Origin of the sequence: Flavobacterium sp. (assembly GCF_046073885.1) — a bacterium.
Taxonomy (GTDB): domain Bacteria; phylum Bacteroidota; class Bacteroidia; order Flavobacteriales; family Flavobacteriaceae; genus Flavobacterium.
This window is the reverse complement of sequence record NZ_JBJTND010000029.1, coordinates 25,196-39,503: the sequence shown is the minus strand read 5'-3', so window position 1 is coordinate 39,503 and position 14,308 is coordinate 25,196. Positions and strand designations below refer to the sequence as shown.

Sequence of the window (14,308 nt, the reverse complement as noted above, 5' to 3'; positions counted from 1 at the left end):
AAAAATTATTAAGGTTAAATAGTACTTGTTAATTATGAAAATAAACATTATCAACAAGTAGGTCTGTAATCCCAGAAGTTGTAGGACCTAAAATAAATTGTGCCAAATGTGCTTTGCTGGTTAAACCTGTAAAAGCAGAAAGTGGTATTTCTAAACTCACCCAATTTCCTGTTGCCAAATTTGAATTGTTAACCGTATATTGATGACTTGAGTCACCCACTCCACCGTAGATTCCATCAGACCCAAAATCAACTAATTTAATATTAATAGAATTTCTTGCTCCTGTCGTATTTAATACTTTCAAATCAACATGAACGTAGGTCATTAATGATGCATTAATAGTAGGCTGAGAAAATTGGATTCCAACAAAATTAAATTGTGAATATTTGATTAAATCATCTCCATTAATATGAATATCTGCTTGACCTAAAGTTGTTTGATATGGAGCCCAATACCCATTATAATAATCAACTGGAACGTTAGTATATGCATTACTAAAAATTGAAATCACATTGGCTGGATTCACAGTAGGTGTTGGAGCAGGAATAAATACTCCAAGTGAGTTAATTGTTAAAGATCCGACTGCATTAGTACCCGCTATTGTAGCTGTAATTACTGTTGAACCTGCTGTTAATACTGTAATTACTCCAGATTCACTCACCGATGCAACACTTGGGTTTGAAGAAGTAAATGTATAATAACTAGGTGCTAATGAAATAGTTTGGTTAATTCCATTTGGCATATTAAAAGTATCTGTAAGTCCAGTCATATTGATGTTTGCTCCAATATAAGTTTGCTGAGTAGCATTTGCACCATCCATAATTTTAGGCTGTGGATGCGCTATGGTTCCTAATTTTTCATATTTTACATTATCAATCCAAAAGGTATATCCTAAATTATTTTCTGCACCTTCAGAATACCAAAACAAACCTTTTTCTTGTATTAATTTTGAAGCATCAGGAATTGGAATAATAATTTTTTTCCAATTGGTATCAATTGGAACATTTGCCATAACTACATTGTATTTATTCAAACCGAAATCTGTTCCGAAACCTACTTCATTTAATGTAGCTGCTTGTGAACCTTTTACCCAAAAAGTCAAAGCATCATATTCTGTTAAGTCACGACCTGAACCATCAATAAATACACCACCAGCATAAGCACCATTTGGATCTCCTACACTTGGCACGTCAAATCGCATAGAAGCTGATCCTTGATATTTTACTTCGGTGTCTACTGTAAAAGCAGTATAATTAGATCCGCCAAAAGCACCATAACCTAAACCTGCACTGAATGTATCGATAAACACATCTGCATTTTTAGAAAAGGTAGAAAGCGTTGCATCATCCGATAAATTTCTTTCACAACTCATTGTAAATAGCATTACTACAGCTAAAAGGAATGAATTTTTCATAGTATTGATTTTTATATTTTTCATATGTCTTAAATTATAATTATTTGCCAATATTAATGTGAACATAAGTTCTAATTTCCCATTCTGAACCATTATTAAAACCAACCGGACTAATAATTGGTTGCGTAGCATAAAGAGTTGCGGTTTGATTAGGTAAATATCTTGGAGAATACTTATCTAATGAACGCCAAGTTCCTAAAATACCGATTTTGGTATTAGGTAAAATAAACCAATTTGGTTTTCCTACTGAAGTCGATAAATCCAAAGAAAACTGTGTAGGATAAGTTAAGTTAAAATCACGATGGTAATCATAAGGACCCCAATCGTTTAGTTTTAATGAAGTAGTTAATTTCACTTTTCTATAAATAATTCTAACATCTCCTCCAATTCTTTCAATTAATCTGGTATCACTTCCATTTGCTTGAGCATTACCAAAATAAATATTTGAAATCAATCCGAATTCTGGAGTTAATTTTGAAACAATTCTTGAATTTACTTCCCATAAATCGTGTGCTGGAGCAGAATTTGGAAATGCAAACGCAGTACGATTCACTAAGAATCCTATGGCAGCATCTTGAGTAGTTGGTAAATGACGGTAAACGAAATCAGCATTGATTGCAAATTTAGCATCCTCTGCCATATCATTATCCCATTCGTAATACCAGGTTGCAGGAGTTGGATCGTAAGTAAGTAACAACTCACCTCCTAAAGTTTCACGATTGGATCTAACAACAAACGGATCTGACTGAATATTTCTTAATCTACCTGGTGCATTAATATCATTTGGCATGGCCCCTACTAATGGCTTTTGCCATAAAAAGTTGGGAGCAATTTGAAGATTACCAAAGCTGTAAGTAAATCCAGCTAAGAAGTTGGTTTGATTTCCACTTCCGCTATCTTTTAATTTCCAACCTGTAAATGTTTTCGTATTATCTGCACCACCATTTGCAACTAATCCCATTATCGCTCCTTGCGTATACATATTGAAACGACCTTTAGAATAGGTGATTTTTGCTTTACCCCCCCAGTTATCTTTTGAAGTTATTTTATCGTCATAAGTTGTGTATACTCCATCTAATTCATTAGCAATTTGAAAAACTCTTCCATTTAATGGTTGACCTCCCCAAATACCACCTAGTTCTAATCCAACATTTCCAATCTTTGATTTAAAATGAACGGTTGCTCTACGGGTTTTTGGAAGTGGAATAGCTATAGATGTTGTAGCTGCGTTGGCGTCTGCAATATCTTCGTGATACACTACAGTTGCATCTATTTTTCCAATTTTTCTGTTATATTTCAAAAGATACGCCGGATTTGCTCCCCACCATAATTGTGGTCCAAATGCTCCTTTTAATCCGCTTAGACCTTTTTTTCCTTCAAATTCAAAACCTGAAGTTTCTCCGTTATAGATGTCCATATTTGGTCCATAATTTGTTTCGGTATACAAACCAAAAAAATCACCTTCATATCCCCAATGGTAATGACCTACTCTATAAAAACCTTTTAAATCAAAGTATTTTTCATTCCAAGTATACGAAGCATTATATATTTGAACTCTATTAACATCACTTTGAGTAACAACACCATTTTCTGTTCTTACATACTGACTTCTACCTCTATTTTCATAGAAAATTTCGTTAATAGGATTTTCGGCAACATGACCTAAAATATTTACATTAATATTTGCTTTCATATTTGGCGCAGGGTTACCTTCAACACCAACATAGTAAGATTGCATATGATCAAAACCTAATTTATTAGGATAAGAAGATGAATTTGCAGCAGCAACTGCCGGAGTGGTGATTAAGCTACCACCGGTGTTAAAAGTTGTAAATTCTGCTCTTAAATTACTTACTTTTAAAATATCAGTATCATTTGAACCTAAAGCTGCTTTATCACCTCTAGCTCTTAAAACAGCATCCATTAATTGGATTGATCCGAAATGGCGATCGATACTTTCAGCAGTAGCACCTGCCTCATACGGATTTATATTGTGTGCTTCTTTCAAAGAATAATAAGCTGCTCTAGGATATAAAGTATATAAACCTCTTGCATTAGTTGGACCTTTAGCACAAATACCAAACCACTCTTCGTTCATATTGTTTTCACCCTGATGAAAGTCAGCTTGATATCCGCCATTAGACCAAGAGGCATTGTTATCATGAACATCTAAGTTACTTGTTTGACCGTATTTCCACCATCCATCACTAAATTGGAAAGTAAAACCTCCAATTGAATTTCCTGATTTACCCAATCCAGCAGCATTTTGATAAATTTCTTTCCAATTATTTACTAGATAATATGCTTGAGACTTTTGGTCTTCGGCATTGTCTTTAACATTAAATGAATCGGCACCAAACTCCGTAAACATTAACGGCATATCTAATTTTTCTTTCACTTTTTGGAAAGCATCGGTAAAGGAAACTCCACGATACATGTTCGTTCCTATAACATCTACATCTTTACATTCTTTAGCAATGATGTCAATAAATAGTAAATCTCCATTACAAATTGCGATGGGATGCGATTTATCTATTTTCTTCATTTCAACTACAGCTTGATTGAATAGTTTATACATTTCTTTTGCTCTAACTGTAGATTTTCTATCCTCCATTGGAACATCTTCAGTCTCTGCTCCGTCCCAAAACAATCCATAATTATTTTCATTACCTAACAAAAACATCAATAAACCAGGAGTGTTCTTATATTCGGTTACCAATTCTTTAGTTTCTTTAAGAAGAATTTCTTGAGTTAGTGTATTAGAATATTCAGTATTTGGAACCCAAGAACCATTAAGAGTAAGGCCATATCTACCAAAAGAATGATTTATTACCGTGTAAATACCATATTTTTGATAAATATAAGTGATCCATTTTGGTTGAATACCGGTGTATTGTCGAATGGTATTTACACCCATATTTTTCAATAGACCCATTTCTGCATCTAATGCAGCCATAATTACGTCATCAGACTGCTTCCACAAACTGTAGGAATAATTAGTTCCAATTGGATAATAATCCCAGTTCATTCCATTAATGATGAAGTCTTTTCCATTGACTTTTAATTTGAATCCCGAGTTACTCTTTTCAATTTCTACACGATCTGCTTGTGAAAAAACTGCAGACGAATAAATAAAAAGTGTGACTAAAAAAATGATTTTTTTCATAAGGCTAGGCATAAATTGTTGTTTGTTAATCTTATTATTAGGTTTGGTAACTATTTATTAAACAATTTTATATTGTTACATCATAAAATTAGGATAAAAGTATTGTATATCCATTTAATAAATCAAAAAATAATTACAACAAAAAACATACATCGAGCAGATTGTTGTATAGTTATCAATATTAGAACATAATATAATGACAATCAATAAATTAAATGTAAATTGTTTTAAAATAACAGAAAATAATATGCGGAAAATAGAATAATTTGTTGTGCTATTGTATAGGTAAAATTAGTTGTATAATTAAAATTAGACAGACAATATATATTCCGCTAAACCGTTTTCGTGACTCAAATTCATTTTTTTACGCAAACGATATCGTTTTATCTCTACACTTCTTACAGAAATATTTAGTAATGGAGCTATTTCTTTAGAGGATAAATTTAATCTCAAGTAAGCACAAAGTCTCAAGTCATTTGGTGTTAATGCAGGATGTAAGCTTTTTAGTTTCTTCAAAAAGTCTTTATCAACAGTATCAAAAGCTTCTTTAAATACATTCCAAGTATCTTCATTACTGATGTTTTTAGATATTTTTGAAATCACCGATTTAATACTGGTATTTTTATTTTCCTCATCAGTGGTTTTCTTTAAATCTTCTTTAATCAATGACAAAAGTTCATCTTTCTTAATTAAGCTCATGGTAGAAACAGCCAATTCTTTATTTTTTGCATCAACATCCATTGAAAGCTGATCGTTACGCAATTTCATTAATTGCTGCTCATTTTCCAATTCTTTGATCTCAAGCAACAAATTGTTCTCTTCTATCAATTTAGCTCTTTGTTGATGGTAATAATCTTGATATCTTTTATTAATCCAATAAGCCAAATAAATTAATCCTATTAAATAAATGAAAAGCGCTAAATTAGTTAAATACCAAGGCTTCAATATTGTAAAATTATACACTGCTGTATTTTCAAGATTGGTATTTGCAATTTTAGATCGAACCACAAATTTGTAATCACCTGGAGATAAGTTTTTAAAACTCACAGCTGATTTATTACTCCATTGGCTCCAATTATCTTGAAAACCTTCTAATTTATATTGGTATTCCGCAGCAATATATTTATTGAACTGAGCTACTGAAAAATTTATTGAAATATTATTTTCGTCATGCTTTAATTCTCCTTCATTACTTATTGAAATATAACTTGCTTTATTGTTTAGAGAATTTACACTAATTGAGGATATAAAAACTTTATTATTTTTAAAACTAAGGTCATTGATATTTATCGTATTGTAACCATCTGTTGTTCCTATCAAATAACAAAAATCATTAAGTTGTGTGATGTTTTCATAACCCGTTAATGCATTGGTAAACTTTGATGGAATCGGAATTGAGTTTTGTTTTAATTCATAGTTGAATTTATTTCTATAGAAATAATAGATATAATGCTTAGAAAAAAACCATATTTTATTGGATTGATCCACAATCATTTTACCAGAGGTAAACTCATCATTTGTGAAAATTTTACTTAATTGTGTATCTTTTTCAAAGACATTTTTATTTTCGTTTAATTTAAAAACCCCCTCCTTATAAGCGTAATAAATAGTGTTGTTGTATTTAATTAAACTAGCATTTTTTCCTTTTTTTGGTGCTTCCAACCTTACTATGTTTCCAGCTTTTGTATAGTTGTCATGAGCTTTAAATTTGAAGATACCTTTATATTCGTGGCTTACATATATTACGTTTTTTGAGTTTAACTCAAAATATTTAGATGAATAATCAAATCCGGATATTTTATTTTTAAATGACCATTGATTGTTTATCTTTTCTAAAACTGAAATCCCATAATAGTTTCCTTGTAGCAATATATTTTTATTGGCTACGGATTGAAATTTCCAAGTTCCTGATTGATTAAAAATACACTTTGCAGAAGTATTAGAAACAATAAAAGTCCCCGAATCATGTCCGCAAAAAAGAGTTCCTTGGTAAATATACAAAGACCAAACCTGACCCTTGGTGCCGCTTATAAACTGAAAAGTGTCGAAGCTGTTATTTTGCTTATAAAACAACCCCTGATTGGTTCCTACATACAACTTTCCTTGATATAAAATTGAAGCATAAACGGTTCCTAATTTACCCGATTCATCTAAAAAACTTTTGATTGGTGATTGTAAATTAATGCAGTTGATTCCGTTATCCAAACCAATCCAGAGATTCTTGTCTTGATCTTCAAATAAAGAGAGAACAGTATTATTACTTAATCCGTTGGTTTGTGAAATATGGTAATCAATTTTTCCGAAGCGAGAAACTATATAAATACCATCCGAAATAGTACCAATAGCAAAATTTCCATTGTTTAATTGACAACTACTATAAATACTCGTTCCACTTAATTCTGAATTGGCAGCAATACTATATCCAGAAACAATGTTTTCATTTAATCTATAAAAACCATTTGTTTGCGTATGAATAATTAAACCATTACCATCTTGAAATACATTTACAATTTTATAATTCTTAAGAGCTACATCATTCGAAACCAATTTACTTTGTCCGTTTTCAATCTCAAAAAGCCCTTCATTAATTACTTGAAAATAAATTGCATTATCAGTTTTAAAAGCTTTGGTAATACTATTTTTAGGAGTAATTATTTTAAATTTCTTTGTCTCGGTATCGTAAATATAAATTCGATTTAAAGATTGAAAAATAACCCACTTATCAATATTTAGAATATTCCAAAACTGTTCATCATCTATAATTTTATTCTTGATGTTCTTACTTAAAGAATTATAAACAAGCCTACCGTTGGTCATCCTTTTCCAATACCCAAACTCCATATAACTCCCTGTATAAATTAAATCATCAATGGCTTTTACAGATCGAATGATTGTTTCGTTAGGAGATTTATATAAAGACCAATTAGTTCCATTATACTCTAGCAATCCTTCGTTGTTTGCAAAATAAAGTAGGTGGTTCTTATCTTGAGTTACCATCCAGTTTTGGTTTCCAGCGTTATAGGTAACCGGATTAAATTTCACAATTGGTGGTAATTCTTGAGAAATTCCATTTATTGAAAACACTAAAATAAAAAAGGATACTATTCTAAAACAAAATATTTTGGGCATTATTTGTTTAAAATTAAAATTTTATCAGCACTAAAGATAAACAATATTGATAAATATCACGGTTATAAAACAAAAAAAAAGCACGTTATAAATAACGTGCTTTTAATAATAAAAAACTTAACTTAACTTATTTAACTTAATTTTTAATAAATTTTGTAGTTGAAGTTTTACCTTCTATTGTACTATTTACAAAGTATAGTCCGTTTTGAAGATTGGAAACATCCATTGTCATCGAATTAGACATTGGGTTTTTACTCATAACCTCTTGACCTAAAACATTGTAAATCGCAATACTTTCGATAGCATCTTTCGCTTCAATAGTTAAACTTGTTGAAGTTGGGTTAGGATACAATCTAACATTTGATGTATTAAAAGTGTCTGTAGTCATTGTTGCAGCTCTATATAAATAAATGTTATCTACATAAACTGCACCTAAATTAGATGAAATTAAAAACTGTGCTACATTATTTCTAATGTTTGGATTACTATTTCCAGATGTGAATGTTGAAATAGGTGCATCAATTGAAACCCATGTACCTTTAACTGAAGGCAAATAAGTTAACAAGAAACTAGATGTCTCTCCAGATGTATCTGAAGTCCAAGCAGAGAATTTAGGATTTAATACTTTACCTACTAAATCGGTTGCACTAGGAATCCAGAAATCCATATGGAAATCAGTCATGTTAGTTGCATCAATATGATGACCTGCACCAAAATCTACACCTATAAAATTACCAAAAGCAATTTTCTTAGTATCATTTCCAGCAATTTGAAGATCTGTAATTGGAGCTAATCCTCCCCATCCTAAACCAGCAGCCCAATCATTAATTGTAATATCTGTATAGGCATTACTAAATAAAGAAATAACATCCCAAGAGTTTCTTGCAGGAGGTGTTGGTGCAGCAACCATTGGTACTTCAGTAACCACTAAATTTGCAGTAACACTTCCAGAAATATATGGAGCAGCAGCAGCTTGAGTTGCTGTAATTACAGATACTCCAGGACCAACCACAGTTACAACATTTCCAGAAATAGTTGCAACAGCTAAGTTGCTACTTGTGTAAGAGAATGCACCTGTACTGTTACTTGTTGGATCAGTTAAAGTAAATGGAGCGTCTCCAGTATTTTTAGCTGGAACAATAAAGTTTCCAATTGTAGGAGTTCCTGTAGGAGAAGCTGTTTTCCAGAAATAAATATTATCTAAATAAATAGTAGATGGAGAAACACCTGATTGACCGTCTAATTTTAATTGGAATACTGAATCCCAAGTCATACCTACGAAATCACTTTTTGGTAAATCAACACTACTCCAACCAGCATTTACTAGAGGAATATTAACTAGATATTCTGGTACTCCAGTTCCATTATTAATAGGTGAAATTTTAACAGAGGTAGCATTTGCAGTCCAGATATCAATATGTAAATATTCCATATTTGAAGCATTTGTTTGGTTCAAATAGGTACCTTGATAATTGAAATTAGTGTAAGCCATTGCAAAGTTATTACCTGCTCCTGTTGGATCAAATGTAGTATTTACAGATCCTGTTTGTCCCCAATTAGGGTTGTAATCAGTAACAACGTTTGTATATGCATCGCTATATAATGAAATCACATCTGCTGTAGCATGCGTTGGTGTTGGTGCATTTGTATTTGGTGCAGTTAAAGTCTGCGAAGCTGTTTTCCAAAAATAGATGTTATCTAAATAAATATCTGAAGGAGAAACTCCTGCTTGACCATCAAATTTCATTTGGAAAATTGAATCCCAAGTCATACCTACAAAAGCACTTTTTGGTAAATCAACACTACTCCATCCTCCTGTTACTAAAGGAACATTTACAAGATATTCAGTTGCTCCTGTACCATTATTAATTGGAGAAAATTTCAACACTGTAGCATTAGCCGTCCAAACATCCATGTGAATGTACTCCATTGAAGAAGCATTTTGAGTACTTGTTTCAGTACCTTGATAATTGAAGTTAGTGTATGCCATTGCATAATTACTTCCAGATCCCATTGGGCTGTAAGTAGTATTCACAGATCCTGATTGTCCCCAAAAAGGATTGTAATTCGTTCCAACATTAGTGGTATAATAATCACTATAAACCGAAATTACATCTGCTGAAGCATGCGTAGGTGTTGGTGCATTTGTATTTGGAGCCGTTAATGGCTGTGCAGCTGTTTTCCAGAAATAGATATTATCTAAGTAGATTGTAGAAGGAGAAACTCCTGCTTGACCATCAAATTTCATTTGGAAAATTGAATCCCAAGTCATTCCCACAAAAGCACTCTTAGGTAAATCAACGCTACTCCATCCTCCTGTTACTAAAGGAACATTTACAAGATACTCAGTTGCTCCTGTACCGTTGTTAATCGGAGAAAATTTCAAAACTGTAGCATTTGCAGTCCAAACATCAATATGAATAAAATCCATTGTTGAAGCATTTTGAGTACTTGTTTCAGTACCTTGATAATTGAAATTAGTGTATGCCATTGCATAATTACTTCCTGAACCCGTTGGGCTGTATGTGGTATTTACAGATCCTGATTGACCCCAAAAAGGGTTGTAATTAGTTCCTATATTAGTAGTATACGCATCACTATAAACCGAAATTACATCTGCTGATGCATGGTTTGGGGTTGGTGCATTTGTATTTGGTGCCGATAAAGGCTGTGAAGCTGTTTTCCAAAAATAAATATTATCTAAGTAAATAGTAGAAGGAGAAACACCTGCTTGTCCATCAAATTTCAATTGGAAAATTGAATCCCAAGTCATACCTACAAAAGCACTCTTAGGTAAATCTACGCTACTCCATCCACTTGTAACTAAAGGAACATCTACTAAAAATTCAGTAGCGCCTGTTCCATTGTTAATTGGAGAGAATTTTAAAACAGTTGCATTTGCAGTCCAAACATCAATGTGAATGTACTCCATTGAAGAAGCATTTTGAGTACTTGTTTCAGTACCTTGATAATTGAAGTTGGTATATGCCATTGCATAGTTACTTCCGGAACCTGTTGGGCTGAAAGTTGTATTTACAGATCCTGATTGTCCCCAATTAGGATTGTAATTCGTTCCTACATTAGTTGAGTAGGCATCACTATACACCGAAATTACATTCGCAGCGTTTTGTGCTGGTGTAGGTGCATTAGTTGTTGGTTGTGCAATTCCCAATAATGTGAACATCAAGGAAATTAATAATGTAATTTTTTTCATAGGTATTGGTATTAGTTATTTTTCAAATTTACATAAATTTCATTTCAATTGTAATTTCATATTAAATCTTAAACTATATAAAAACTATACAAATTAATTAATTGTAAAAAATATAAAAAATCTATTTAAATCATTAATTTACAGGAGTTTTAAATACTAATTTAATTATAATTTAATTATTTTTAGAATCGTATTAATTACAAATGTTGTGGTAATGTTGTGTTTTACTATTACGATTTCGTAATTAAATAGTAACCTTCTATTTTATTCTATTTACAAAAAACACTCCTAGTAGGTTCAATATGAATATCTAATTGAATTATGATTAAATAGATACAGCTTTATTCAATAATTACTTTTGTTGTAGTATTCGATTTATCATCAGCTATTCTAATAAAATAAACTCCAGAATATAAAGTTTGTACATCAAAATAACACATGGTACTTCCTTGATACAGTATTTGAGTTTGAATAACTTTTCCTAAAGTATCAATAAGTTCAACTTTCATATCTTGAACAGCCATTGGCACCTGAACTGCAAAAAAGTCTTTTGCTGGATTAGGAAAAACGGTAGTGTTTATTATATCAAAATTATTAGTTTCTGTACTTAATGTTGTAGTTGCTTCTGTAATTGAGGTTACTTTGGCTGCTGTTTTCACTCCATAAAAAGTTGGACCTACTACATAAGGATACGCTGAATTATGATTGGCATCAACTGTGGCAAAGTAACAATAGATTCCGTTTGGATATTCAGGTGTTACACAAAATCTTCCGTTATGGATATCCAAATAACTAGCATCATTGGGATGAGAAACAAACTCGTAATCTTCTTTAAAATAACCAAGAGGATAAGTAGTACTCACGGCTGGTCCAGCAGTTACGGTTGCACCAGTATATAAGGTGGTTCTGGTGGTAATGTTGCGCAATTGAAAACCAGATTTCATTCGTACAATTCCTCCCGTACCATTTACATTTGCATAAGCATAAGCTCCATAAATTGGATACCCATCATATGCAAAACCAATTAACGGAGAATGTTGATTAACATCAATGGTATACAAACCATCTGAAGGATACAATGAACAAACATTAGATATCACACTTAAATCGGTGTTAAATGCACTTGGATTTTGATGGTGGTGGTAATTCCCCATTGCCGGATGTGCTTTAGAGCAATCAAATCCTGCTTTTTCTGCAACAACCGCATCTCTATTCCAAACTCCATCACCTGTACAAGGAGGCTGAATTGGCCCACCACACAAAGAACTTGTTGAGTTTTTCCAAGAAACACCATCTCTATAATCAAAAAGTGCAACACCATTAATAAAAAGCCCAATATTACCTCCCGTAGTTGAAGTTGGTGTACTGGTATTTGGTGTTGGAGTTAATGGAAATTTAAAAATACCATTCTGACTTGTTGCTAAGGATGGATTTCCATCTTGAAAAGGACCCGTAATATAAGCTGGAATACCATTTGTAGAAACATAAACCGAACTTGCAGAATACTGCACTGTTTGAACATTTGCTAATGGTGTATCTACAATAGGTGTAGAATTTCCTGCAACATAATGTCTTCCCGTAATTCCGGTTGTATTTCTTAGCCAACCGGTAATTATAGGGTTGGTTTGAGCAAACAATGCATTGCTTGCAGCAAGTACAACTAAAATAAATAATAATTTGTTTTTCATAATAAATAATTGGTTACTAATGATTTATTCTTTTGGATAATTATATTTTGGATTAAATAAAAATTCTTTATCGGTTAAAGTTAATAAAAAAGCAATAAGATCTTTCTTTTCGTTTTCAGATAATACTATTGGTTTTTGTAATTCTCTAGCCAAGGTTTTTCTATTGGCCTTACCATCTGTATAAAAATTAATAACGTCCCTCAATTTCATAAATCTTCCATCGTGCATATACGGGTATGTAAATTCAATATTCCGTAATGTGGGCACTCTAAAATTAAAACTATCCTTCGGATTTTGAGTTATTGCCACTCTTCCATAATCGCTATAATCTTTATCTAACGGCAAACCATTATCTGCAAATCCTTCATTTGTGAGCAGTGGTTCTTTATGGCATGATTCACAATTTCTTTTAAATAATTGATGTCCGTTTTGCTCTTGCTCTGTAAAAAACGCCCCTTTTTCATGACGCATTACTTTGTCGTATTTAGAGTTATAGCTTTGAAGTGATACCGTAAATTGAGCAATCGATTTAAGTAAGTTATTGGTGGTAATCACACTATCCCCAAACACTTTGTAAAACAACCTTTGGTATTTTTTTGAATGATTCAAACTTAATAAGGCATTTGCCATGGTATTATCCATTTCGAGTGAATTTGTAATTGGATTTATGGGCTGTGAATTCAAACCCAGCACTCCTCCATCCCAATGGAATTTTTCTACCCAAGCCAAATTCATTAAGGGTAACGCATTTCGAGTTCCGATTCTACCTTCAATTCCGTGACTTACCGCATGATCTGTATGAGCAAATCCGGTGTATTGAGAATGACAACTAGAACACGATATGGTACTGTCTTTTGAAAGTATTGGATCATAAAATAGCTTTCTACCCAATTCAAAACCTTCCTGAGTCAGTTTAGTGTCTTTAAAATTATAAACTGGTTTGGGCCAACCTTTAGGAACAAAAAAATCCTCGTAAACAGCTTCGTTCTGTGCCTTTTTTAAAGACAAAAAACTACATGCTAATAATACGATGAGGATACTATATGTTCTTTTCCTTTTCAATTATTATTATTTAATCCATTTTTTGTTCTTCGCCTCTAAAGTAAATTCGGCATCCAAATGATTCTGATTTAGGAGTTGTTACAACTTTATTTTGAAGTAATTCATCCAATGCATCTGTTAAAAAATGATGCTTGATTTTTTCTGGTTCGCCGGCATTATCGTCTATCGCACCTTGGTATTTAACAACTAATTTTCCAACTTCATTTTTCCAAATCACAAAAGCTTGAGGTGTATGTGTAGCTTTAAACTCTTTTGCAATACGTTGTTTTTTATCTTGCAAATAAGGGAATGAAAATTGGTCTTTCTTTGCTTTTTTCTGCATTAATTTGAAAGATTCCTCGGCATAAGCCAATGTATCCATAGAATTAATAGCTAATACAGGTACGCCCATCTTCTTATATTTCATATCCATTTGATTCAGCCTTTTAGAATAAAACTTCGCCATCGGACACTTATTACAGGTAAAAACAACCACAAATCCTTTTGCTTCTTTGTATTCCGATAAGGAAACCCATTGGTTATTTGTAGCGCTTTTTAATTTGAAATTAGAGATTGTTTTCTCCTTTTCTATTATTGTATAGCTTGAAAATACCAATATTAATAATACAAATAAAGCTACAGATAACTTTTTCATA

General features: G+C 32.2%; 7 protein-coding genes. All 7 read right to left on the bottom strand.

The window, feature by feature from the left end:
* Positions 1–28: 28 nt before the first annotated feature.
* Positions 29–1,414 (bottom strand): glycosyl hydrolase family 16, encoded by a 1,386-nt coding sequence (locus ACKOWY_RS04670; protein WP_408940283.1) that lies wholly within the window; start codon positions 1,412–1,414, stop codon positions 29–31.
* 40 nt (positions 1,415–1,454) lie between these two features.
* Entirely contained in the window at positions 1,455–4,580 is a 3,126-nt protein-coding gene (locus ACKOWY_RS04665) for a glycoside hydrolase family 2 TIM barrel-domain containing protein (RefSeq protein WP_408940282.1), read from the bottom strand.
* Positions 4,581–4,889: 309 nt separating this feature from the next.
* Positions 4,890–7,709, bottom strand: coding sequence for a triple tyrosine motif-containing protein (locus tag ACKOWY_RS04660; RefSeq protein WP_408940281.1), 2,820 nt, complete (start codon positions 7,707–7,709; stop codon positions 4,890–4,892).
* Positions 7,710–7,845: 136 nt separating this feature from the next.
* The gene (locus ACKOWY_RS04655) at positions 7,846–10,923 is read right to left on the bottom strand and encodes a T9SS type A sorting domain-containing protein (RefSeq protein WP_408940280.1); all 3,078 of its coding nucleotides are present in this window, start codon (positions 10,921–10,923) and stop codon (positions 7,846–7,848) included.
* Between the two features lie 341 nt (positions 10,924–11,264).
* Positions 11,265–12,611: a YHYH protein gene (locus tag ACKOWY_RS04650; protein WP_408940279.1), complete on the bottom strand. Its 1,347-nt coding sequence runs from the start codon at positions 12,609–12,611 to the stop codon at positions 11,265–11,267.
* 24 nt (positions 12,612–12,635) lie between these two features.
* Positions 12,636–13,673, bottom strand: coding sequence for a cytochrome-c peroxidase (locus ACKOWY_RS04645; RefSeq protein ID WP_408940278.1), 1,038 nt, complete (start codon positions 13,671–13,673; stop codon positions 12,636–12,638).
* A 10-nt stretch (positions 13,674–13,683) separates the two neighbouring features.
* On the bottom strand, positions 13,684–14,307 hold the full coding sequence (locus ACKOWY_RS04640) for a thioredoxin family protein (RefSeq protein ID WP_408940277.1): 624 nt from the start codon (positions 14,305–14,307) through the stop codon (positions 13,684–13,686).
* Position 14,308: the final 1 nt, after the last annotated feature.

Bases quoted from the DNA above. Each gene is read 5' to 3' on its own strand.
- ACKOWY_RS04640 (WP_408940277.1), bottom strand. From the start codon at position 14,307: ATGAAAAAGTTATCTGTAGCTTTATTTGTATTATTAATATTGGTATTT.
- ACKOWY_RS04665 (WP_408940282.1), bottom strand. From the start codon at position 4,580: ATGAAAAAAATCATTTTTTTAGTCACACTTTTTATTTATTCGTCTGCA.
- ACKOWY_RS04660 (WP_408940281.1), bottom strand. From the start codon at position 7,709: ATGCCCAAAATATTTTGTTTTAGAATAGTATCCTTTTTTATTTTAGTG.
- ACKOWY_RS04655 (WP_408940280.1), bottom strand. From the start codon at position 10,923: ATGAAAAAAATTACATTATTAATTTCCTTGATGTTCACATTATTGGGA.
- ACKOWY_RS04650 (WP_408940279.1), bottom strand. From the start codon at position 12,611: ATGAAAAACAAATTATTATTTATTTTAGTTGTACTTGCTGCAAGCAAT.
- ACKOWY_RS04670 (WP_408940283.1), bottom strand. From the start codon at position 1,414: ATGAAAAATTCATTCCTTTTAGCTGTAGTAATGCTATTTACAATGAGT.